Genomic DNA, 21,670 nt, shown 5'->3' on the forward strand with positions numbered 1-21,670 from the left:
CATGCCGCCGTTGGTGTCGCACAGGATCACCACGTCGGCGCCGGCCTCGGAGGCGGCCCGGACCACCGACTTGGCGTACTCGGGGTTGGCGCGGTAGCCGTCGAAGAAGTGCTCGCAGTCGACGAAGACCCGGCGGCCCTGGGCGCGCAGGTGGGAGACGGTGTCGCGGACCATCTCCAGGTTCTCTTCGAGCGTCGTGCGCAGCGCCAGCTCCACATGCCGGTCGTGCGACTTGGCGACCAGCGTGATCACCGGGGCACCCGACTCGAGGAGCGCCCTGACCTGAAGGTCCTCGGCGGCCCTGGCGCCGGCTCGGCGGGTGGCGCCGAAGGCGACCAGCTGGGCGTGGTGGAAGTCGATCTCCTGCCGGGCGCGGGCGAAGAACTCCGTGTCGCGGGGGTTCGCGCCGGGCCAGCCGCCCTCGATGAAGCCCACGCCGAAGTCGTCCAGGTGCCGGGCGATGGCCAGCTTGTCCGCGACGGTCAGGTTGATGCCCTCGCGCTGCGCGCCGTCGCGCAGGGTGGTGTCGAAGACGTGGAACGAATCGTCCAGCCGGCTGGTTTCGGACATGTCTCAAGGCTCCTGTGTGGGATCTCGGTCGTACCGGAATGACCGGCTCCACCATCCCCCCAATACTCCCTCGCGCTTCGCTCCCGGCTGAAGGTGGGCCAGGAAAACGAAAAACCCCTCGCGGGTGCGAGAGGTCTGCGCGCGGGTCGAGGACGACGGTGGCCGCCCGTACCTGGTCGTACGTGGCGGTCACTGCGGACCGGCGCGCCTGCTGCCAATAATCATGGCGAACGAGAGCACGGGGGCAGTTTGGCACAGTTGCGCCCCCGTGCTCACCGCCGTCTCAGGATGCGGGCGTGAGCCTGGACTCCGGTGCGGTCTTCACCCGGGTCAGATCCAGGTCCTTCGTCTCCCGCATGGTGACGTACACCACGAGGGAGACGGCCGCGCAGGCCGCCACGTACCAGAAGAATCCGGACTCGGCGCCGGCGTTCTTGAACCAGAGGGCGACGTACTCCGCCGTGCCGCCGAACAGGGCGTTGGCGAGGGCGTACGGGAGGGCCACGCCGAGGGCGCGCACGCCGGTCGGGAACAGTTCGGCCTTCACGCAGGCGTTGATGGAGGTGTAGCCGGTGACCACGACCAGCGCCAGCAGGGACAGCCCGAGCGCCGGCCAGAAGCCGCCCGCGTGCCCCAGCAGCGTCATGATCGGCACGGTCAGGAAGGTCGAGCCGAGCGCGAAGGTGATCAGCAGCGGGCGGCGGCCGATCCGGTCGGACAGCCGGCCGGCCAGCGGCTGGAGGCAGGCGAAGACGATCAGCGCGGTGAAGGAGACCAGGGTCGCGGTCCGCTTGGGCAGGCCCGCGGAGTTGGACAGGTACTTCGTCAGATAGGTGGTGTACGTGTAGTAGGCCACCGTGCCGCCCATGGTCAGGGCCATCACCAGCAGCGCCTCCCGCTTGTGCGCCCACAGCGCCCGCAGGGTGCCCCGCTCCTCGCTTCCGGTGGCGTCGGCCTCGTACACCTCGCTCTCCAGCATGCTGCGCCGCAGGTAGAAGATCACGGCCGCGCCGAGCGCGCCGACGACGAAGGGGATGCGCCAGCCGTAGCTGTGCAGGGCGGTGTCGGACATGGTGCGCTGGAGCACGATCTGCAGGCCGAGACCGATGATCTGGCCGGCGGTCATGGACACGTACTGGAAGCTGGAGGCGAAGCCGCGCCGGCGGGGGTCGGAGGCCTCGGTGAGGTAGGTCGCGCTGGCCGCGTACTCGCCGCCCACCGACAGCCCTTGGAGCAGCCGGGCGAGAAGCAGCACCAGCGCGCCCCCGTATCCGGCGACCGCGTACGTCGGCGCGACGGCGATGAGGACGGCGGACGCCGACATGAGGGTGACGGTCAGCGTCAGCGCCGCCTTGCGGCCCCGCCGGTCACCCACCCGGCCGAGCAGCCAGCCGCCCACCGGCCGCATGAAGAAGCCGACGGCGAAGATGCCCGCGGTGTTCATCATCTGGGCGGTGGGGTTCCCGTGCGGGAAGAACGCCCCGGCGAAGTAGGTGGCGAAACTGGCGTAGACGAACCAGTCGTACCACTCCACCATGTTGCCGGCCGAACCGATCCAGATCTTCTTCCAGTGCTCTCGTCCCATGGGGCGGTACATGCCCGGCGACGGAGGAAAGGATTCCTCTTCTCGGCGCCCGCGCCGTCAGGAGATCGCGGCCAGGCCTTCGTCGAGGAACTCCCGCACATGCCCGAGCACTTGGTCACGGTCGGTCCCCCGCAACCCGATGGCGACGTGGATGGAGAAACCGTCCAGCAGCGCACGCAACCGCGCCGCGAAGCGGTCCGCGTCGACCGGGCGGAACTCACCGCGCGAGACGCCCTCGGCGATCAGCGCGACCAGGTCGCGGTGCCACGCCCGCTCGATGGCGGCCTGCCGGGCGCGCGCGTCGTCGTCCGCGTTCTGCGAGCGGTTCCACACCTCCAGCCACAGGGTCCAGTGCGGATCACGGTGACCGTCGGGGACGTACAGGTCGACGTACGCGGACAGGCGTTCCCGCGCGGTCCCGGGGCGGGCCAGCAGCCGGCCGCGCTCGGCGCCCAGTCTGCCCTCGCTCCACTCCAGGGTCCGCAGCAGCAGCTCGTCCTTGGAGTGGAAGTAGTAGAGCAGGTGGCCGCTGCTCATGCCGACCTCCCGGCCGAGCCCCGCCATGGTGAGCTTCTCCAGCCCCCGCTCGGCGATCATGTCCATGGCCGCGGCGAGGACCTCCTCGCGGGGCGGGGCGGGGGTGCGGCGGCGCGTCATGCGGTGCCCTCCGCGGCGGGCGCGGTCGTCACACGGACGCTCTCAGGGACGAAGCGGATCTCGTGGTCGGTCGTGCGGTCGCCGGCCATGATCGCCACCTCGGCGCCGCACGGGCACAGCCGGTCGGCGCCGTGCTCACCGCAGGGGCCGCAGCCGCCGATGTGCCGGTGCCGGTCGGGACGGTCGTCGAGTCCGGCGGCGTCGAGCGGCAGCGGGTCGGCGGCGTAGGTCCCGCGCGGCATGCGCGCCGGGGCCCGCCGCAGCCCGTCGGGGGCGGGCAGCCCGTCCCGGGCCGGGGACTCGGGAAGGCCGGGCAGAAGCCGGACGGGCCGGGTCAGCGTGCGACCGCACGCGGCGCAGAGCAGTACATCCACCCGTATGTTCTACCGGAGCGCCCGCCTCACCGGACCTTCGGCTGCTGCTGGGTGATGCAGTGGATGCCGCCCCCGCCCGCGAAGATCGTCCGCGCGTCCACCAGGGTCACCGTCCGCTCGGGGAAGAGGCGGCGGAAGATGCCGGCGGCGATCTCGTCGCGCGGATCGTCGAAGCCGCACAGGACGACTCCGCCGTTGCAGAGGTAGTGGTTGATGTAGGAGTAGTCGGCCCAGTGGCCGTCGGCCTCCAGCACGGTCGGGGCGGGGACCTCCACGACCTCCAGGCTGCGGCCCCGGGCGTCGGTCGCCGACTTCAGGATGCCGATGACCTCCCCGGTGACCTCGTGGTCGGGGTGGGCCGGGTCCGGCTGGTGGTGGGCGACGACGACGCCGGGGCGGGCGAAGGCGGCGACGATGTCGACGTGGCCGAGGGTGCCGTAGCCGTAGGGAGGGTAGTCGCCGGTCAGGCCGCGCGGGAGCCAGATGGCCTTGCGGGTGCCGAGGTGGGCGTGGATCTCCGCCTCGACCTGCTCCTTGGTCCAGTGCGGGTTGCGTTCGGGGCCGAGCTGGACGGTCTCCGTCAACAGGACCGTGCCCTCGCCGTCGACGTGGATCGCGCCGCCCTCGTTGACGAGCTGCGAGGCGTACGTCCTCGCACCCGCGAGGTCCGAGACGTAGGCGCCGATCTTGGCGTCGTGCTCCCAGCGGGCCCAGTCCTGCGCGCCCCAGCCGTTGAACGTCCAGTCGACCGCGGCCAGTTCACCGTGCCCGTCGGTGAGGAAGGTGGGGCCGATGTCGCGCATCCAGGCGTCGTCGAGGTCGCGTTCCACGGTCTCGACGTCGTCGCCGAGCAGGGCACGTGCCTCGGCCGACTGGCCGGGGCCGCACACCACGGTGACCGGTTCGAAGCGACGGACGGCGCGGGCGACCGACGCCCAGGCGGCACGGGAGGCGGCCAGGTCCTCGGGGGTGTCGAAGGTCGGGTTGGGGCCCGGCCACGCCATCCAGGTGCGCTCGTGCGGCGTCCACTCGGCGGGCATGCGGAAGCCGTCGGCGGCGGGGGTGTTCATCAGGGATCCTCAGAGGAAGTAGAGGCGGTTGAGGGAGACGGAGTCGGCGGGCTCGGAGCGCAGCGGGTCGCCGTCGAGGGTGACCAGGCCGGTGCGCCGGTCGACGTCGACCGCTCCGGTGCGGGAGTTCAGGCGCAGGTCGGCCGGGCCGATGCCGCGGGTGCCGCGCACGGCGACCCGGCGGCGCCGGGTGGGCATCGTGTCGTGGCCCTGGTCCACCGCGGCCTGCGCGACGAAGGCCACCGAGATGTCGGCGGGGGTGGCGCCGTGCGCGCCGAACTGCGGTCCGAGCACCAGGGGTTCGCAGGTGTCGGTGGCCGCATTGGGGTCACCGACGACGCCGTAGGCCGGGAAGCCCGCCTTGAGGACGAGCTGCGGCTTGGCGCCGAAGTACTCCGGTCGCCACAGCACGATGTCGGCGAGCTTGCCGACCTCGATGGAGCCGACCTCGTGGGCCAGTCCGTGCGCGATGGCCGGGTTGATGGTCAGCTTGGCCATGTAGCGCAGCACGCGCGCGTTGTCGTCGCCCTCGCCGTCCCCCTCCAGCGGGCCCAGCTCCGCCTTCATCTTCCCGGCCATCGCGAAGGTACGGCGCACGGTCTCGCCGGCCCGGCCCATGCCCTGGGCGTCGGAGGAGGTGATGCCGATGGCGCCCAGATCGTGCAGGACGTCCTCGGCGCCCATGGTGCCGGCCCGGATGCGGTCGCGGGCCATGGCGGCGTCGCCGGGCAGGTCGGTCTTCAGGTCGTGGACGGAGACGATCATGCCGTAGTGCTCGGCGACCGCGTCCCGGCCGAAGGGCAGGGTGGGGTTGGTGGAGGAGCCGATGACGTTCGGCACCCCGGCCATCTTCAGCACGTTGGGGACGTGTCCGCCGCCGCAGCCCTCGATGTGGAAGGCGTGGATCGTACGGCCCTCGAGGACGCGCAGGGTGTCCTCCACCGACAGGCACTCGTTCAGGCCGTCGCTGTGCAGGGCCACCTGGACGTCGTGCTCCTCGGCGACGCGCAGGGCGGTGTCCAGGGCACGGGTGTGGGCGCCCATGTCCTCGTGCACCTTGAAGCCGCTCGCGCCGCCCTCGGCCAGGGCCTCGATGAGCGGCGCCTCGTGGGAGGAGGATCCCCGGCCCAGGAAGCCGATGTTGACCGGCCAGGCGTCGAAGGCGCCGAACGCGTGCTTCAGGGCCCACGGCGAGTTGACGCCCACGCCCCACACCGGCCCGAACTCCTGGCCGATGATCGTGGTCACGCCGGAGGCGAGCGAGGCCTCCATGATGCGCGGCGACAGCAGGTGGACGTGGGTGTCCACGGCGCCCGCGGTGGCGATGAGCCCCTCGCCGGAGACGATGGACGTACCCGTGCCGACGACCACGTCCACGCCGTCGAGCGTGTCGGGGTTGCCGGCCCGCCCGATCGCGCAGACCCGCCCCTCGCGGATGCCGATGGACACCTTGCGGATGCCCTGCACCGCGTCGATCACGACGACGTTGCTGATGACGACGTCGCAGGTGTCGCGGACGGCCGCCGCCTTCAGGTGCAGGCCGTCGCGGGCGGTCTTGCCGAACCCGGCGAGGAACTCGTCGCCGTACTTCTGGGCGTCGGACTCCACGCGCACGACCAGCCCGGAGTCGCCGAGGCGGATGCGGTCGCCGGCGCGCGGGCCGTGGGTGGCGGCGTACTCGTACGGCGTGAGCCGACGGGCTTCGGCCGGGTGGCCTCCGGGGCGGCTCATCGCGCGACCTCCTGCTCGGTGTTCTCCGGCGCCGTGTTCGCCTGCTCGCTGTTCTCCGGCTCCGTGTTCTCCGGCGCCGTGTTCGCCTGCTCGCTGTTCTCCGGCTCGGTGTTCTCCGGTACGCCGAGGTATCCGCAGGCCGCGGCCCGGCGCAGGGCCTCCTGCTTCGCGCCCGGCGCGTCCAGCGGGCCGTCGACGAGACCCGCGAAGCCGACGGCGATCCGCTTCCCGCCGATCGGCACGAGACCGACCTCGGCGCTCTCCCCCGGCCCGAACCGGACCGAGGACCCGGCGGGCACGGCCAGCCGCATCCCGTAGGCGGCCGCGCGGTCGAAGTCCAGCCGCGGGTTGGCCTCGAAGAAGTGGAAGTGGGAGGTGACCGACACCGGAACGGACGCCGTGTTGGTGACCGTGAGGCACACGGCCGGCTCGGGCTCGGCGTGCCGCGGTCCGGGCAGCAGCGCTCCGGGGCCCTGCTCGCCCAGCGAGCCGCCCGCGATGGGGTCGGTGACCACCGCGAGCCGTGAGCCGTCGTCGAAGACGGCCTCGACGTGGACCTCGGTGACCACGTCCGCGACGCCCGGGAGGACATCGTCCGGGCCGAGCACCGCACGGGCGCGCTCGACCGCCTCGGCGAGCCGGGCGCCGTCGCGGGCGGCCTCGCAGACGGTGTCGGCGATCAGGGCGGTGGCCTCCGGCACGTTGAGCCGCAGGCCGCGGGCCTTGCGGGCGCGGGCCAGCTCGGCGGCTCCGAAGAGCAGCAGCCGGTCACGCTCCGTGGGGGTCAGTCTCACGCGGCGGCACCTCCTTGCCTTGCACGGATTAGAGCAACACTCTAAACGTGAAATCCAGTGCTGCGGAAGATTGACGGTTGACGCCACAGCGACGTCCACGTCACATTGAACGTCGCTCAAACCGTCAGGCGGCAGTCGAAGGAGACGCGAGCCATGCCGATAGAACAGCGCGGAGTCGACACCATCCCCGAGGAGGAACGGACCAGTGGTCCGCGCGATCTGGTGTCGATCCTGCTCGGATCCAATCTGTGCCTCGGTGTGATCATCTTCGGCTGGCTGCCTCCGTCCTTCGGGCTGGACTGGTGGGGCTCGCTCAGCTCGATCGTGGTGGGCACCGCGGTCGGCACGCTGTTCACGGCCCCGCTGGCGCTGGTCTCGCTGCGCACCGCCACCAACCTGTCCACGTCCTCCGGCGCCCAGTTCGGTGTGCGGGGCCGGCTGGTCGGCTCGGTGGTCGGGCTGCTCCTCGCCCTCGGCTACACCGCGCTGACGGTGTGGATCGGCGGCGACGTGATGGTGAGCGTCCTGCACCGGCTGTTCGGGCTGACGCCGACCGGGCTGTCGTACGCCGTCGTCTACACGCTGCTCGCCGCGGCTACCGTCGCGGGCGCTGTCTACGGCTACCGGGTGCTGCTCGCCATGTCCCGTGTCCTCGCGATCGGCATGACGGCGCTGCTGGCCCTCGGCGTGATCGCCTACGCGCCGCACTTCTCCACCGCCGCGCTGCCGGAGGCCGGCGGCTATCTGCTGGGCGGGTTCTGGCCGACGTGGTTCCTCGCCACGGTGGCCGCGGGCCTGTCCGGCCCGATCGCCTTCATCACCCTGCTGGGCGACTACACCCGTTACATCTCCCCCCGCCGCCACTCCTCCCGCCGGGTGCTGCACGCCACCTGGCTCGGCCTGATCCTGGGCCTGCTCGTCCCGCAGCTGTTCGGCACCTTCACGGCCTACGGCGCCCGCGCCGCCCTGGACTACGCCGGGCCGCTGGTCGAGGCCTCCCCCACCTGGTACCTGGTCCCGCTGCTGCTGTCCGCCTCGGCCGGCTCGGTCGGCAACGCGGGTCTGATGCTGTACTCGATGGGCCTGGACCTGGACGCGATCCTGCCGCGCGCCTCGCGCGCCCGGGCCACCTACACGGTCGCCGTCGTCGCCACGGTCTGCGTCTTCGTCGGCCACTACGCCTGGAACGCCCAGTCGGCGATGACGTCCTTCGTGCTGCTGCTGACCGCGATCGGCACCCCGTGGGCCGTCATCACGCTCATCGGCTTCGCCCGCTGCCGCGGTGTCTACGACGCCGACGCCCTCCAGGTCTTCAACCGCCGCTCGCGGGGCGGGATCTACTGGTACCGGGCCGGCTGGAACGTGCGGGCGACCGTCTCCTGGGCGGTGGGCGCCGTGGTCGGTCTGCTGGCGGTGTCCCTGCCGTCGTACCAGGGTCCGCTGCTGCGGCTGACCGGCGGTGTGGACTGCAGCTTCCTGCTCTCGGGCGCGGTCGGCGGCGCGGTCTACCTGCTGCTGACGGCCGGACGGGAACGCGAGGGGGCCACCGTGGACGAGGAGTCCACGGTGGCCCCGGCCGTCCGTCAGGAGACCTGACCCGGCGGCTGAGGATCAGCCCAGCTCGTGCATCCAGCCGTGCTTGTCCTCGGTGATGCCGCGCTGGATGTCCAGGAGAGCCTGGCGGAGCCGCATCGTGACCTCGCCGGGCTCTCCGCCCGACTGCTTCCACTCGGCGCCCGCGCGCTTGACCGTGCCGACCGGGGTGATCACGGCCGCCGTGCCGCAGGCGAAGACCTCGGTCAGCGTGCCGTTCTCCGAGTCGCGCTGCCACTGGTCGACGGAGACGCGGGCCTCCTCGGCCTGGTAGCCGAGGTCACGGGCGACGGCGAGCAGGGAGTCGCGGGTGACGCCCTCCAGGATCGAGCCGCTGAGCGACGGGGTGACGATCTTGTCGCCGTAGACGAAGTACAGGTTCATGCCGCCGAGTTCCTCGACCCACTTGTGCTCCACGGCGTCGAGGTAGCAGACCTGGTCGCAGCCCTGGGCGGCGGCCTCGGCCTGGGCCAGCAGGGAGGCCGCGTAGTTGCCGCCGGTCTTGGCGTCGCCCACGCCGCCGGGGACGGCGCGGACGCGGTCCTCGGAGGCCCAGATGGAGACGGGCTTCACGCCACCGGGGAAGTAGGCGCCGGCCGGGGAGGCGATCACGATGAACAGGTACTCGTTGGCGGGCTTGACACCCAGCCCGACCTCGGTGGAGATCATGAACGGACGCAGGTAGAGGGACTCCTCGCCGCCGTGCGCCGGCACCCACGCCTTGTCCTGCTGGACCAGGGCGTCACAGGCCTCGATGAACGTCTCGACGGGCAGCTCGGGCATGGCCAGACGGCGGGAGGACGCCTGGAAGCGCAGGGCGTTCTTCTCCGGGCGGAAGGTGGCGACCGAGCCGTCGGGCCGGCGGTAGGCCTTCAGGCCCTCGAAGATCTCCTGCGCGTAGTGCAGGACGTGGGTGGCGGGGTCGAGGGGGATCGGCGCGTACGGAACGAGCTGGCCGTCGTGCCAGCCCCGGCCCTCGGTCCACCTGATCGTCACCATGTGGTCGGTGAAGTGGCGGCCGAACCCGGGGTTGGTCAGGATCGCCTCGCGCTCCGCGTCGGAGAGCGGGTTGGCCGAGGGCTTGAGCTCGATCGTGGGCGTCGTCATGAGTGAGTGTCCTTCACCGGGTTGTAGTGACGGGCCGCGCTCACGCCCGCACGGCCAGTGGCCGGTGCTAGGACGTCCGAGCATTCCCTCATGTCGCGGCTCCGCGTTCGATTATCGCGCGGGGCCTGCGATGGAAGGAAACGGGGTGAATACGACCCAGGATTCGATGGTGGCACCCGGCGGCGGGCATGGGGAAGCCGCCGGGCCCGGATGCGACCCGACGGCTTCGAAGGTTCTTCGAGTGGCGCGGCGGGGTCAGCCGGCTACTCGTACGGCGAGCGCGTCACCGATCTCGGAGGTGCTGCGCGCGGGCAGCCCACCGCGCTCCGCGAGGTCGGCGGAGACGGCGTCCTCGATCCGGGTCGCCTCCGCGTCGTAGCCGAGGTGGCGCAGCAGCAGGGCGACGGAGAGGACCGTGGCGGTCGGGTCGGCCTTGCCCTGGCCTGCGATGTCCGGGGCCGAGCCGTGGACCGGCTCGAACATGGACGGGAACTCGCGGCTCGGGTTGATGTTGCCGGAGGCCGCGACGCCGATGCCGCCGGAGACGGCCGCGGCGAGGTCGGTGATGATGTCGCCGAAGAGGTTGTCGGTGACGATGACGTCGAAGCGCTCGGGCTGGGTGACCAGGTAGATGGTGGCCGCGTCGACGTGGATGTACTCGGTGGTGACCTCGGGGTAGTCCTCGGCCACCTTGTTGAAGATGTTGGTCCACAGGTGTCCCGCGAAGGTCAGGACGTTGTTCTTGTGGACCAGCGTGAGCTTCTTGCGGGGGCGGGCCTGGGCGCGGGCGAAGGCGTCGCGGACCACGCGCTCGACACCGAAGGCCGTGTTCACGGAGACCTCGGTGGCGACCTCGTGCTCGGTGCCCTTGCGGATGGTGCCGCCGTTGCCCGTGTACGGGCCCTCGGTGCCCTCGCGGACGACGACGAAGTCGATCTTCGGGTCGCCGGCCAGCGGGGTGGCAACACCCGGCAGGAGCTTGCTCGGGCGCAGGTTGACGTGGTGGTCGAAGGCGAAGCGGAGCTTGAGCAGGAAGCCGCGCTCCAGGACGCCGGACGGCACCGACGGGTCGCCGATGGCACCGAGCAGGATGGCGTCGTGCGCCTTCAGGGCCTCGAGGTCGGCGTCGGTGAGGGGCTCACCGGTGGCGTGGTAGCGCCGGGCGCCGAAGTCGTACTCCCTGGTCTCCAGCTTCACATCCTGCGGGAGGACGGCGGTCAGGACCTTCAGACCCTCGGCCACGACTTCCTGGCCGATGCCGTCACCGGGAATCACTGCGAGATCGATGCTGCGAGACATGTCGGCACCCTACTCCTCGTCCCGAGAGATGACACACGACGTCCGCCATATGGACCGGCGGCCGAGGTGAGCCTGCTCAGTGGCCGGTCTCGCCCCCGTTGTCGCGGCGGTCGAGAGCGCGCTGGAGGGCGGCGGCGGCGTTCTTGCGGTCGGACTCGCTCATGCGGGTGACGTGACGGACGCGGCGGCGGACGGTCGTCTCGGCCATGGTGAATCGACTCCTTCGGGAAAGCGCGGAGCGCGCGCAGGCGGAGGGATTTACGAGACGCCGGAGTGGGCGGGGAGCGGCGCCGCAGGGGTGTCCTGCACAGGGCCCGGCTCACGACCGCCATTCGCTGGATCGAGCGGTGACGTTCGGCTTCTACAAAGCTATGCGAGGACGGCGCGCCTGTCTCCACAATTACTCGGACTTCCTACTATCTGAGACGGCCGCTCCGGCCACACGGCTCTGACCTGGGGTTCTCACCCGCTGCCGGCCCCGGGCCGCGTACAGCCGCGCGCCGTCGTCGCTCGCGGACAGGGCACCGAAGGCGTAGGCGCGGGTCACGACCCCTTCCAGGGCGGCCGTGATCCGTCCGCCGAGTCCGGTGCGACGCACGTCGGGCCGTACGGCCACCCCCTCCACACAGCCGATCCGCAGCCGGCGCCCGCGGTGCCGCACCCGTCGCATGACCACGGCACCGTGCGCCGCGAGCCCGTGCCCCTCGTACCCGAGGGCGTGCAGACCGCCCAGCGTGTGGTCCCAGTCCTCGTCCCCGAAGTCGCCGTCGAAGGCGTCGTACAGCAGGGCCCGGACGGCCCGGAGTTCACCGGGGACGAGCTCGGCGGTGTGCGCGGTACGGATCTCGGCGGCCATCGGACCGGTATCCGGATGGAGGCGAGGGAAGCGGGAGAGCAGGACGGGACGGCGCGGCCGGTCTCCCGCGGGGCTTGCGGCCGGTCTCCCGCGGGACTTGCGGCCGGTCCCCCGCGGGGCTTTGGGACATGGCACCGCCCCCGGCCGGAGGGGTGCTTCCGGACCGGGGGCGGGGTTCGCGGGTTCCGCCCGGGGGTCAGCCCATGTGCGGGTAGGTGTAGTCGGTCGGCGGGACCAGGGTCTCCTTGATGGCGCGGGTCAGGGTCCAGCGCATCAGGTTCTGCGGGGCGCCGGCCTTGTCGTTGGTGCCGGAGGCGCGACCGCCGCCGAAGGGCTGCTGGCCGACCACGGCGCCGGTCGACTTGTCGTTGATGTAGAAGTTGCCGGCCGCGTAGCGCAGCTTCTCCATCGTGTACGCCGCCGCGGCGCGGTCGCCCGCGATGACCGAACCCGTGAGGGCGTAGTCCGACACCGACTCCATCTGGGTCAGCATCTCGTCGTACCGGTCGTCCTCGTAGACGTGGACGGCGAGGATCGGGCCGAAGTACTCGGTCGTGAAGACCTCGTTCTCCGGGTCGGTGCACTCGATGACGGTCGGGCGGACGAAGTAGCCGACCGAGTCGTCGTAGGTGCCGCCCGCGACGATCGTGCAGGCCGGGTCCGCCTTGGCCCGGTCGATCGCGGCCTTGTTCTTCGCGAAGGAGCGCTCGTCGATGACGGCGCCGATGAAGTTCGACAGGTCGGTGACGTCACCCATGGTCAGGTAGTCGACCTCGGCGGCGAACTCCTCCTTGAAACCGGAGTTCCAGATGGAGGCCGGGATGTACGCCCGGGAGGTGGCCGAGCACTTCTGGCCCTGGTACTCGAAGGCGCCGCGGGTCAGGGCGGTCTTCAGCACCGCGCGGTCCGCGCTCGGGTGGGCCACCACGAAGTCCTTGCCGCCGGTCTCGCCGACCAGACGCGGGTAGGAGCGGTACTTCTCGATGTTGTTGCCGACCGTCTTCCACAGGTACTGGAAGGTCTTGGTCGAACCGGTGAAGTGGATGCCGGCCAGGTCGCGGTGGTTCAGGGCGACCTCGGAGACCTCGATGCCGTCACCGGTGAGGAGGTTGATGACGCCCTTGGGCAGGCCCGCCTCCTCCAGCAGCTTCATGAGCAGGACGGCCGCGTGGGTCTGGGTCGGGGACGGCTTCCAGATCACCACGTTGCCCATCAGCGCGGGCGCGGTCGGCAGGTTGGCCGCGATCGCCGAGAAGTTGAACGGCGTGATCGCGTAGACGAAGCCCTCCAGCGGACGGTGGTCCATGCGGTTCCACACGCCCGGGGAGTTGGCCGGGGGCTGCTCGGCCAGGATCTGGCGGGCGTAGTGGACGTTGAAGCGCCAGAAGTCGACCAGCTCGCAGGGGCTGTCGATCTCGGCCTGCTGGGCGGTCTTGGACTGGCCGAGCATGGTGGAGGCGGCGATCGTCTCGCGCCACGGGCCGGCCAGCAGCTCGGCGGCGCGCAGGATGATCGCGGCACGGTCGTCGAAGGACATCGCGCGCCAGGCCGGGGCCGCGGCCAGGGCCGCGTCGATGGCGTCCTGGGCGTCCTGCTTGCTCGCGTTGCGGTAGGTGCCGAGGACGGCCTTGTGGTTGTGCGGCTGGACGACCTCGAAGGCCTCACCGCCGCCCATGCGCTTCTCGCCACCGATGGTGCAGGGCAGGTCGACCGGGTTCTCGGCCAGCTCCTTGAGCTTGGCCTCCAGCCGGGCGCGTTCGGGCGAGCCGGGGGCGTAGCCGTGCACCGGCTCGTTGACGGGCGTGGGGACCTGGGTCACAGCGTCCATGGGTTCCGTAACTCCTTGACTTGAGCGGTGGGTCGGGCGTGGGGTGCGGGCTCAGCCCTTGCTGACCATCGAGCGGAGGAAGAAGCGCAGGTTCGCCGGCTTCTCCGCCAGGCGCCGCATGAAGTAGCCGTACCAGTCGGTGCCGTAGGCGGTGTAGACGCGCATCCGGTGGCCCTCGGCGGCCAGCCGCAGGTGCTCGTCGCCGCGGATGCCGTACAGCATCTGGAACTCGTACTCGTCGAGCTTGCGTCCGGCCGTGCGGGCCAGCTCCTGCGCGATGGAGATCAGACGCGGGTCGTGGGACCCGACCATCGGGTAGCCGTCGCCCTCCATGAGGGTGCGCAGGATCCGGACGTACGCCTTGTCGATCTCATGCTTGTTCTGGTACGCGACCTCGGCGGGCTCCTTGTAGGCGCCCTTCACCAACCGTACGCGGCTGCCGCAAGCGGCGAGGCGGCGCGCGTCGGCCTCGGTGCGGAAGAGGTAGGCCTGGATGACGCAGCCGGTCTGCGGGAAGTCCTTCCGCAGCTCCTCGTGGATGGCGAACATCGAGTCGAGGGTGGTGTGGTCCTCCGCGTCCAGCGTGACCGTGGTGCCGATGGCGGCCGCGGCCTCGACGACCGGACGGACGTTGGCGAGCGCCAGCTCGTGACCGCCGGGCAGCGTCTGGCCGAACATGGACAGCTTCACCGACATCTCGACCTTCGGGCCGAGCTCCAGGTCCTTGAGGCGGTCGATCAGCAGCAGGTAGGCGTCGCGGGCGGCAGAGGCCTGCTCGGGAGTGGTGATGTCCTCGCCGACCACGTCCATGGTCAGCTCCAGGCCCCGGCCGGTCAGGTCCTCGATGATGGGGACGACGTGGTCCACGCTCTCGCCGGGGATGAAGCGGTCGACGACCTGCTTGGTCACCGGGGCCGCCGAGATCAGGCGTCGCATCCGGTCGCTGCGCGACGCGGCAAGAATCACGGGACCCAGCACGGGGCACCTCCACAACAGGTCAAAGAAGGCCGAAACCCGACCATTCGGGGACGGCACGGAGAACCACCGTGAAAGTTAAGGATCCCTCCGATCGTCTGCCATCGACAGCTGTCACGCATCCGTGGACCCGATCTCAGACAGATGTATGAAGGGCCTGCGGAAATGAGGGAGAATGCCCGAGTGACGGCCGATTACAAAGGTGACTACCAGGAGCTGGTCGACGAGATCTCGGAGCTGCTCGGCGCGCCGGCCACGCTGGAGAACCGGGACTTCGTGCTGATCGCCTTCGGCGCCTACACCAGCGAGGAGGACCTGGATCCCTCGGCCCTGGACCCGGTGCGCACCCGTTCGATCCTCACCCGCCGCTCCACGGCAGCGGTCCGCCGCTGGTTCGAGGGTTTCGGCATCACCCGGGCCACGGGCCCGGTCAGGATCCCGCCGACCCCCGAGGCGGGCGTGTACCGGGGGCGGATCTGCCTTCCGGTGCGCCATCGGGGTGTCGTCCTCGGTTACGTCTGGCTCCTGGACGACGATCCGGGGCCGACCGAGCAGCAGCTGGCGGCGGCCATGCGGGTGACCGCGCGGATCGGCGCGCTGCTGGCGGACGAGGCGCAGCACGGCGCCGATCTCACCCGGGAGCTGCGCGCCGTGCTGACCGCCGAACGGGGCTGGCCGCGGGATGCGGCGGTAGCGGAGCTGCGTACGGCCCTGGGTGTGCGCGCGGACGGGCCGCACACGATGGTGTGCGTGGCCCCCTGGCCCTCGGCGGACCCGGACGACGCCCCCTCGGTGCGCACCCTGCCGGGCGCGACGGCGCTGTGCGCGGTGCCCTGGGGTGCCACGGCCCAGTGCCTGGCGCTGCTGGTGCGGCTGCGCTCGACGGACACGCTGACCCCGGCGGTGTCGGCGGCGACGCGGCTGCTGGAACGGGCGGGCGGGGGCGCGGTGGCCGGTGGGATCGCCGCCGGCCGGACGGGGCTGGCCGAGCTGGGCAGTGCCTGGGCGGAGGCCTCGGCCGCCGCGCGGGCCGCGCTGGCGGAGCCGCGCCTCGGTCCGGTCGCCGAGTGGGCGTCGATCGGCCCGTTCCGCCTGCTCACCGCGCTGCCGCCGCAGGCCGCGCAGGACCCCGCCGCGCGCGCCCTGCTCTCCCCCGCCCACCAGGAGCTGGCCCGCACCGCCGAGGTCTTCCTGGACTGCGCGGGCCAGGCCGGCCGGGCCGCCGCCGAGCTGGGCATCCACCGCCAGACCCTCTACTACCGGCTGTCCCGGGTGGAGCAGCTGACCGGCCTGGACCTGGACGACGGCGAGGACCGGCTGCTGCTGCACATGGCGCTGAAGGCGGCGCGCCTCTAGGAGTTCCCCGTGGCTCCGGCGATCACCCGGCGCAGGCCCTCGGTGAGCTGTTCGGCGCTCGGGGCGCTCTTCGGGTCGAAGGTCCACAGGGAGATCAGGCCCGTCATGAGGACCGTGTAGAAGGCGCCGAGGGTGTCGACGACGTCCTCCGGGATGTCCTCCTCGCGCGCACCCGTCAGCAGCGCGACAAAGCCGCGCGAGCCTTCCCGCTGGGCCTGCGCGAGATGGTCGCGCACCTCGGGGAGCTGGTCGCCCATGACCACGATCTCCGCGCTGAGCCGCCAGAACGAGCCGGGGTCCCGCATCGTGGCGATGACGTTCGACCACACTTCCTGGAAGCGTTCGACAGAGCCCGGTGCGGCCTCTGTCCCGGCGCCCGCGTCCCCGGCGAACGCGCCGGACATGTCCTCGACCAGCGAGACGTATGCCTGCGCCAGCAGTGCGTCCTTCGAGCCGTAGTGATAGCCGATCGAGGCGAGGTTGGTCCCCGACTCCTTGACGATGTCGCGCGCCGTGGTGCGCACGAAGCCCTTCTCCAGCAGGCAGCGCTTGGCGCCCTCGAGCAGATCCTCACGGTGTCCCATGTCCTTCACCCTACTCCGGATTCATACGGCTGTCCTAGACGGCTGATTTATACGCCCGTACTAGACAAGCGTTTAAGACGCCCGTACAGTCACTGCCATGACGAACCCGACGAGCACCACCCCGACCGCGGCCGCCCGTGCCGGCCGCCGTGAATGGACCGCCCTCGGCGTGCTGATGCTGCCGCTGCTGCTGGTCTCGATGGACGTCTCGGTCCTCTACTTCGCGATCCCCGCGATCAGCGCGGACCTCGAGCCGAGCGGCACCCAGCAGCTGTGGATCTTCGACATCTACGCGTTCGTCCTGGCCGGACTGCTGATGACGATGGGCTCGCTCGGCGACCGCATCGGCCGCCGCCGGCTGCTGCTGATCGGGGCCGCCGCCTTCGGTGCCGCCTCGCTGGCGGCCGCGTACGCGAACAGCGCCGAGACCCTGATCGCCGCCCGCGCGGTCCTCGGCATCGGCGGCGCCACCCTGATGCCCTCGACGATGGCGCTGGTCCGCACGATGTTCGCCGACCCCGGACAGCGGGCGAAGGCCATCGGCATCTGGTCCGGTGTGATGACCGGCGGCATCGCGCTCGGGTCGGTGCTCAGCGGCGTCCTGGTGCAGTACTTCTGGTGGGGCTCGGTCTTCCTGGTCAACCTGCCCGCGATGGTGCTGCTGCTGGTGCTGGGCCCGGTCCTGCTGCCCGAGTCGAAGAACCCCGAGCCCGGCCGCTTCGACCTGCTCAGCGTGCCGCTGTCGATGGCGGCGGTGCTCCCGGTGGTCTACGGCCTGAAGGAGATCCCCTCCGAGGGAGTGCGCCCGCTCTACGTCGTCTCGATCACCGTCGGCCTGCTCTTCGCGGCGCTCTTCGTCCACCGCCAGCGCAGGGCGGCCGCCCCGATGATCTCCCCGGCCCTGTTCCGCGGCCGCGGCTTCGCCCCCGCGATCGTCCTGAACCTCGTCTCCGCGTTCGCGATGATGGGCTCGGCCTTCTTCACCACGCAGTATCTGCAGTCGGTGCTCGGCAAGAGCGCGCTGGAGGCCGCCCTGTGGGCGCTGCTGCCCTCGGTGCCGATCGGGATGGCGGCCCCGGTGGCGACGCAGCTGGTACAGAAGGGCGTCAACCGGGCCTACGTCGTCGCCGCGGGCTTCGCGATCGCCGCGGCCGGCTACGCGATGCTCGCCCTGGCCGGCACGGACTCGCTGGTGCTGGTGCTGGTCGCGTGCGGCGTCCTGGCCTCCGGCATCGTGATGGTGATGTCCCAGATGACCGACCTGGCGCTGGGCGCGGCCCCGGTGGAGCGGGCGGGCACGGCCTCGTCCCTGCTGGAGACCGGCCAGGAGTTCGGCGGCGCGCTCGGCATGGCGGTGCTCGGCTCCATCGGTACGGCGATCTACCGCCACGAGATCCCGTCCGCCGCCCCGGCCCCCGCCCACGAGACCCTCGGCGGTGCGCTCGCCGTCGCCGGACAGCTCCCGGGGCGGGCGGGCGAGACCCTGGTGACGGCGGCACGCGAGGCCTTCACCGACGGGATGCGGGGCGCGGCGATCGCGGCCGCGGCGGTGCTGGTCGCCGCGGCGATCGCGGCGGCGACGACCCTGCGCCGGGTTCACGTGCGGGAGACCGCGCCGGCGTCGGAGGCGGAGGCGGAGGCGGCCGAGACCGTGGAGGCGGTGGCCTGAGGGCGGCCATGGACCGTACGCGAAAACGCCGGGCGGGCTACCTCACGTAGCCCGCCCGGCGTTCAGTACGGCAACCTGGTTCAGGTGCGGCCACCTACACGAGGTTCACCGAACGAGCCGACGTCGCGCCGATCTCCGCGGCGACCTCGGAAAGGACGTTGGCCGGCACCGTGTCGTCGACGGTCAGCACCGCCAGCGCCTCGCCGCCCGCCGTCGAGCGGGCGACCTGCATGCCCGCGATGTTGATGCCGGCCTCGCCGATGACGCGGCCTACGGTGCCGACGACACCGGGACGGTCCTCGTAGCGCAGGACGACCATGTGCTCGGCGAGCGCCAGGTCCACGTCGTAGTCGCCGACCGCGACGATCTTCTGGACGTGCTTCGGGCCGGCCAGCGTGCCGGAGACCGAGACCTCCTCGCCGTCGGCGAGGGTGCCGCGCACGGTGACGACGTTGCGGTGGTCGGCCGACTCGGAGCTGGTGGTCAGGCGGACCTCGACACCGCGCTCCTGCGCGAACAGCGGGGCGTTGACGTAGGACACCGTCTCGTCGACGACGTCCTCGAAGACGCCCTTGAGCGCGGAGAGCTCCAGCACCTTCACGTCGTGCTGGGTGATCTCGCCGTAGACCTCGACGTCGAGGCGGACCGCGACCTCGCCCGCGAGGGCGGTGAAGATGCGGCCGAGGCGCTCGGCGAGCGGCAGGCCCGGCTTGACGTCCTCGGCGATGACACCGCCCTGGACGTTCACCGCGTCCGGCACCAGCTCACCGGCCAGCGCGAGGCGCACGGACCTGGCCACGGCGATGCCCGCCTTCTCCTGGGCCTCGTCGGTGGAGGCGCCCAGGTGCGGGGTGCAGACCACCTGGTCGAACTCGAACAGCGGGGAGTCCGTGCACGGCTCCTTGGCGTACACGTCCAGGCCCGCTCCCGCGACCCGGCCCTCCTTGAGCGCCGAGTACAGCGCCTCCTCGTCGACGATCCCGCCGCGCGCGGCGTTGACGATACGCACGCTCGGCTTGACCTTGCGCAGCGCCTCGTCGCCGATCAGGCCGAGGGTCTCGGGGGTCTTCGGGAGGTGGACGGTGATGAAGTCGGAGACCTCCAGCAGCTCGTCCAGGGTCAGCACCTTGACGCCCATCTGCGCGGCCCGCGCGGGCTGCACGTAGGGGTCGTAGGCGACGACCTTCATGCCGAAGGCGGACATGCGCTGGGCGACCAGGGCGCCGATGCGGCCGAGGCCGACGACTCCGAGGGTCTTCTCGGCCAGCTCCACACCCGTGTACTTGCTGCGCTTCCACTCGCCGTTCTTCAGCGCGGCGTTGGCCTGCGGGATGTTGCGGGCGGTGGCGAGGATGAGGCCGCAGGCGAGCTCGGCGGCGGTCACGATGTTGGAGGTCGGGGCGTTGACGACCATCACGCCGGCCTTGGTGGCGGCGGAGACGTCGACGTTGTCCAGGCCGACGCCGGCGCGGGCGACGACCTTGAGCCTGTTCGCCGCGGCGATCGCCTCCGCGTCGACCTTGGTGGCCGAGCGGATCAGGATCGCGTCCACGTCGGCGATGGCGGGGAGCAGTTCGGCACGGTCGGCGCCGTTGCAGTGCCGGATCTCGAAGTCCGGGCCGAGCGCGTCGACGGTGGCGGGCGACAGCTCTTCAGCGATGAGTACGACGGGTTTCGAGCTCACGTGAGTCCTCACAAGTCCAATGCGGACGGCCGTCCCGACGGCCGCTGGCGGAGGGGTGCTAGCCGCGTGGAAGACGCACGACGCTGTGGGCCTGACGCGTTGTTGTGCAGCAGTGTAGTGGCGCCACGTGCGCCGCATTGCGCCGCTGCGGAAGGATCACCCGTCCGTGGCTGGACGGGGTGGACAACGCCGCGAGTCCACCGTGACTCCGACGTTACCCCCGGTCCGCCGAAGAGGCCGGGGCGTTCCTCGCCCCGGCCTCCGGCATGAGGCCTACGCCTCCTCGTTCACCCAGCTCATGAGCTTGCGCAGCTCCTTGCCGGTGGTCTCCAGCAGGTGCTCGGAGTCCTGCTTCTTGTACTCGTTGTACTTCTTCAGGCCGCCGTGGTACTCGTCCATCCAGTTCCTGGCGAACGAGCCGTCCTGGATCTCGGCCAGGACCTTCTTCATCTCGGCCTTGGTGGCGTCGGTGATGATGCGCGGGCCGGTGACGTAGTCGCCCCACTCGGCGGTCTCGGAGATCGACCAGCGCATCTTCTCCAGGCCGCCCTCGTACATGAGGTCGACGATCAGCTTCAGCTCGTGCAGGCACTCGAAGTAGGCGATCTCCGGCTGGTAGCCCGCCTCGACCAGGGTCTCGAAGCCGGCCTTCACCAGGGCGGCGGTGCCGCCGCACAGCACGGCCTGCTCACCGAACAGGTCGGTCTCGGTCTCCTCGGTGAAGGTGGTCTTGATGACGCCGGCGCGGGTGCCGCCGATGCCCTTGGCGTAGGACAGGGCCAGCGCGAAGGCGCTGCCGGAGGCGTCCTGCTCGACGGCCACGATGCACGGGACGCCGCGGCCCTCCTCGTACTGACGGCGCACCAGGTGGCCCGGGCCCTTCGGCGCGACCATGCAGACGTCGACGCCGGCCGGGGGCTTGATGAAGCCGTAGCGGATGTTCAGGCCGTGGCCGAAGAACAGCGCGTCGCCGTCCTTCAGGTTGGGGGCGATGGACTCCTCGTAGACCTGGGCCTGGATCGGGTCCGGGACCAGGATCATGATGACGTCGGCCTCGGCGGCGGCCTCCGCCGGGGTGACCACGCGCAGGCCCTGCTCCTCGGCCTTGGCCTTGGACTTCGAGCCCTCGTGCAGACCGACCCGGACGTCGACGCCGGAGTCGCGCAGCGACAGGGCGTGGGCGTGGCCCTGGCTGCCATAGCCGATGACCGCGACCTTGCGGCCCTGGATGATGGACAGGTCGGCGTCAGCGTCGTAGAACAGCTCGGCCACTTTGGGTTCTCTCCTTGGTGTGCAGGTTGTGCGTCCCACCGTATGCCGGTGAGGGGACGGGAGGTTCGGGGGTCTCGGTATCCGGGCGGCCGGTGTCCCCCGACCGCCCGAATACGCCGCTAAGCCGACCGGTCAAGGGCGCGCAGCGACCGGTCCGTGATCGAGCGGGCGCCGCGGCCGATCGCGATCGTGCCGGACTGGACCAGCTCCTTGATGCCGAACGGCTCCAGCATCTTGAGCATGGCCGACAGCTTGTCGCTGGACCCGGTGGCCTCGACGGTCACCGCGTCCGGGGAGACGTCGACGGTCTTGGCGCGGAACAGCTGGACGATCTCGACGATCTGGGAGCGCGTCTCGTTGTCGGCGCGCACCTTCACCAGGACGAGTTCGCGCTGCACCGCCTGGGACGGCTCCAGCTCGACGATCTTGAGCACGTTGACGAGCTTGTTGAGCTGCTTGGTCACCTGTTCCAGCGGCAGGTCCTCGACGCTCACCACGATGGTGATGCGGGAGATGTCCGGGTGCTCGGTGACGCCGACGGCGAGCGAGTCGATGTTGAAGCCGCGGCGGGAGAACAGGGCGGCGATCCGGGCGAGGATGCCGGGGGTGTTCTCGACCAGGACCGAGAGCGTGTGCTTGGTGGACATGACGGTCGTACCTTCCTGA

19 protein-coding genes and 1 pseudogene are annotated in these 21,670 nt (G+C 71.1%); 3 read left to right on the top strand and 17 right to left on the bottom strand.

Annotation, left to right across the window (positions count from 1 at the left end; translation table 11 throughout):
- The 7 genes and pseudogenes from ABZ484_RS13170 to ureA all read right to left on the bottom strand — a co-directional run.
- Positions 1 to 570 (bottom strand): annotated as a pseudogene (locus ABZ484_RS13170) (citramalate synthase); the annotation flags it as partial.
- 283 nt (positions 571 to 853) lie between these two features.
- On the bottom strand, positions 854 to 2,155 hold the full coding sequence (locus ABZ484_RS13175) for an MFS transporter (protein ID WP_358865969.1): 1,302 nt from the start codon (positions 2,153 to 2,155) through the stop codon (positions 854 to 856).
- Between the two features lie 57 nt (positions 2,156 to 2,212).
- On the bottom strand, positions 2,213 to 2,812 hold the full coding sequence (locus ABZ484_RS13180; RefSeq protein WP_358865970.1) for a TetR/AcrR family transcriptional regulator: 600 nt from the start codon (positions 2,810 to 2,812) through the stop codon (positions 2,213 to 2,215).
- The gene (locus ABZ484_RS13185) at positions 2,809 to 3,186 is read right to left on the bottom strand and encodes a hypothetical protein (protein WP_358865971.1); all 378 of its coding nucleotides are present in this window, start codon (positions 3,184 to 3,186) and stop codon (positions 2,809 to 2,811) included. The genes ABZ484_RS13180 and ABZ484_RS13185 overlap by 4 nt, the downstream gene beginning before the upstream one ends.
- 26 nt (positions 3,187 to 3,212) lie before the next feature.
- Positions 3,213 to 4,256 (bottom strand): agmatine deiminase family protein, encoded by a 1,044-nt coding sequence (locus tag ABZ484_RS13190; protein WP_358865972.1) that lies wholly within the window; start codon positions 4,254 to 4,256, stop codon positions 3,213 to 3,215.
- A gap of 9 nt (positions 4,257 to 4,265) precedes the next feature.
- Complete coding sequence (locus ABZ484_RS13195) at positions 4,266 to 5,987, bottom strand: urease subunit alpha (protein WP_358865973.1); 1,722 nt, start codon at positions 5,985 to 5,987, stop codon at positions 4,266 to 4,268.
- On the bottom strand, positions 5,984 to 6,781 hold the full coding sequence (gene ureA, locus ABZ484_RS13200) for an urease subunit gamma (protein WP_358865974.1): 798 nt from the start codon (positions 6,779 to 6,781) through the stop codon (positions 5,984 to 5,986). The genes ABZ484_RS13195 and ureA overlap by 4 nt, the downstream gene beginning before the upstream one ends.
- 153 nt (positions 6,782 to 6,934) lie before the next feature.
- Between ureA and ABZ484_RS13205 the strand changes: the two genes are divergently transcribed.
- Entirely contained in the window at positions 6,935 to 8,377 is a 1,443-nt protein-coding gene (locus ABZ484_RS13205; protein WP_358865975.1) for a cytosine permease, read from the top strand.
- A 15-nt stretch (positions 8,378 to 8,392) separates the two neighbouring features.
- Here the strand turns inward: ABZ484_RS13205 and ABZ484_RS13210 are convergent, their stop codons facing one another.
- From ABZ484_RS13210 to ABZ484_RS13235, 6 genes are all read right to left on the bottom strand, one after another.
- Complete coding sequence (locus tag ABZ484_RS13210) at positions 8,393 to 9,481, bottom strand: branched-chain amino acid aminotransferase (protein WP_358865976.1); 1,089 nt, start codon at positions 9,479 to 9,481, stop codon at positions 8,393 to 8,395.
- A gap of 255 nt (positions 9,482 to 9,736) precedes the next feature.
- Complete coding sequence (locus ABZ484_RS13215) at positions 9,737 to 10,780, bottom strand: 3-isopropylmalate dehydrogenase (RefSeq protein WP_358865977.1); 1,044 nt, start codon at positions 10,778 to 10,780, stop codon at positions 9,737 to 9,739.
- A 76-nt stretch (positions 10,781 to 10,856) separates the two neighbouring features.
- Positions 10,857 to 10,988 (bottom strand): hypothetical protein, encoded by a 132-nt coding sequence (locus ABZ484_RS13220; protein WP_107473529.1) that lies wholly within the window; start codon positions 10,986 to 10,988, stop codon positions 10,857 to 10,859.
- A 192-nt stretch (positions 10,989 to 11,180) separates the two neighbouring features.
- Complete coding sequence (locus ABZ484_RS13225) at positions 11,181 to 11,636, bottom strand: GNAT family N-acetyltransferase (RefSeq protein ID WP_358865978.1); 456 nt, start codon at positions 11,634 to 11,636, stop codon at positions 11,181 to 11,183.
- A 196-nt stretch (positions 11,637 to 11,832) separates the two neighbouring features.
- Positions 11,833 to 13,464: an L-glutamate gamma-semialdehyde dehydrogenase gene (gene pruA / locus ABZ484_RS13230; RefSeq protein ID WP_358865979.1), complete on the bottom strand. Its 1,632-nt coding sequence runs from the start codon at positions 13,462 to 13,464 to the stop codon at positions 11,833 to 11,835.
- A 51-nt stretch (positions 13,465 to 13,515) separates the two neighbouring features.
- The gene (locus ABZ484_RS13235; protein ID WP_358865980.1) at positions 13,516 to 14,442 is read right to left on the bottom strand and encodes a proline dehydrogenase family protein; all 927 of its coding nucleotides are present in this window, start codon (positions 14,440 to 14,442) and stop codon (positions 13,516 to 13,518) included.
- Positions 14,443 to 14,604: 162 nt separating this feature from the next.
- Here ABZ484_RS13235 and ABZ484_RS13240 point away from each other — a divergent pair, with 162 nt between their 5' ends.
- Entirely contained in the window at positions 14,605 to 15,795 is a 1,191-nt protein-coding gene (locus tag ABZ484_RS13240; RefSeq protein WP_358865981.1) for a helix-turn-helix domain-containing protein, read from the top strand.
- Here the strand turns inward: ABZ484_RS13240 and ABZ484_RS13245 are convergent.
- Positions 15,792 to 16,379: a TetR/AcrR family transcriptional regulator gene (locus ABZ484_RS13245; RefSeq protein ID WP_358865982.1), complete on the bottom strand. Its 588-nt coding sequence runs from the start codon at positions 16,377 to 16,379 to the stop codon at positions 15,792 to 15,794. The genes ABZ484_RS13240 and ABZ484_RS13245 overlap by 4 nt on opposite strands.
- A gap of 97 nt (positions 16,380 to 16,476) precedes the next feature.
- Here ABZ484_RS13245 and ABZ484_RS13250 point away from each other — a divergent pair, with 97 nt between their 5' ends.
- The gene (locus tag ABZ484_RS13250; RefSeq protein WP_358865983.1) at positions 16,477 to 18,048 is read left to right on the top strand and encodes an MFS transporter; all 1,572 of its coding nucleotides are present in this window, start codon (positions 16,477 to 16,479) and stop codon (positions 18,046 to 18,048) included.
- Positions 18,049 to 18,142: 94 nt separating this feature from the next.
- Here ABZ484_RS13250 and serA read toward each other — a convergent pair whose 3' ends face one another.
- From serA to ilvN, 3 genes are all read right to left on the bottom strand, one after another.
- Positions 18,143 to 19,732 (bottom strand): phosphoglycerate dehydrogenase, encoded by a 1,590-nt coding sequence (gene serA, locus ABZ484_RS13255; RefSeq protein ID WP_358865984.1) that lies wholly within the window; start codon positions 19,730 to 19,732, stop codon positions 18,143 to 18,145.
- A gap of 273 nt (positions 19,733 to 20,005) precedes the next feature.
- Positions 20,006 to 21,004, bottom strand: a complete 999-nt coding sequence (gene ilvC / locus ABZ484_RS13260; RefSeq protein ID WP_358865985.1) for a ketol-acid reductoisomerase — start codon at positions 21,002 to 21,004, stop codon at positions 20,006 to 20,008.
- A gap of 119 nt (positions 21,005 to 21,123) precedes the next feature.
- Positions 21,124 to 21,651 (bottom strand): acetolactate synthase small subunit, encoded by a 528-nt coding sequence (gene ilvN / locus ABZ484_RS13265; RefSeq protein ID WP_030179423.1) that lies wholly within the window; start codon positions 21,649 to 21,651, stop codon positions 21,124 to 21,126.
- Between the last annotated feature and the right edge of the window lie 19 nt (positions 21,652 to 21,670).

The sequence above is a fragment of the Streptomyces sp. NPDC006393 genome, assembly GCF_040628575.1.
In the GTDB taxonomy this organism is placed as follows: Bacteria; Actinomycetota; Actinomycetes; order Streptomycetales; family Streptomycetaceae; genus Streptomyces.

What these genes read in the sequence shown, in the direction of transcription:
- ABZ484_RS13175 (WP_358865969.1), bottom strand. Translation starts at nt 2,155, where the DNA reads ATGGGACGAGAGCACTGGAAGAAGATCTGGATCGGTTCGGCCGGCAAC.
- ABZ484_RS13180 (WP_358865970.1), bottom strand. Translation starts at nt 2,812, where the DNA reads ATGACGCGCCGCCGCACCCCCGCCCCGCCCCGCGAGGAGGTCCTCGCC.
- ABZ484_RS13190 (WP_358865972.1), bottom strand. Translation starts at nt 4,256, where the DNA reads ATGAACACCCCCGCCGCCGACGGCTTCCGCATGCCCGCCGAGTGGACG.
- ABZ484_RS13195 (WP_358865973.1), bottom strand. Translation starts at nt 5,987, where the DNA reads ATGAGCCGCCCCGGAGGCCACCCGGCCGAAGCCCGTCGGCTCACGCCG.
- ABZ484_RS13205 (WP_358865975.1), top strand. Translation starts at nt 6,935, where the DNA reads ATGCCGATAGAACAGCGCGGAGTCGACACCATCCCCGAGGAGGAACGG.
- ABZ484_RS13210 (WP_358865976.1), bottom strand. Translation starts at nt 9,481, where the DNA reads ATGACGACGCCCACGATCGAGCTCAAGCCCTCGGCCAACCCGCTCTCC.
- ABZ484_RS13215 (WP_358865977.1), bottom strand. Translation starts at nt 10,780, where the DNA reads ATGTCTCGCAGCATCGATCTCGCAGTGATTCCCGGTGACGGCATCGGC.
- ABZ484_RS13220 (WP_107473529.1), bottom strand. Translation starts at nt 10,988, where the DNA reads ATGGCCGAGACGACCGTCCGCCGCCGCGTCCGTCACGTCACCCGCATG.
- ABZ484_RS13225 (WP_358865978.1), bottom strand. Translation starts at nt 11,636, where the DNA reads ATGGCCGCCGAGATCCGTACCGCGCACACCGCCGAGCTCGTCCCCGGT.
- pruA (WP_358865979.1), bottom strand. Translation starts at nt 13,464, where the DNA reads ATGGACGCTGTGACCCAGGTCCCCACGCCCGTCAACGAGCCGGTGCAC.
- ABZ484_RS13240 (WP_358865981.1), top strand. Translation starts at nt 14,605, where the DNA reads ATGAGGGAGAATGCCCGAGTGACGGCCGATTACAAAGGTGACTACCAG.
- ABZ484_RS13245 (WP_358865982.1), bottom strand. Translation starts at nt 16,379, where the DNA reads ATGGGACACCGTGAGGATCTGCTCGAGGGCGCCAAGCGCTGCCTGCTG.
- ABZ484_RS13250 (WP_358865983.1), top strand. Translation starts at nt 16,477, where the DNA reads ATGACGAACCCGACGAGCACCACCCCGACCGCGGCCGCCCGTGCCGGC.
- ilvN (WP_030179423.1), bottom strand. Translation starts at nt 21,651, where the DNA reads ATGTCCACCAAGCACACGCTCTCGGTCCTGGTCGAGAACACCCCCGGC.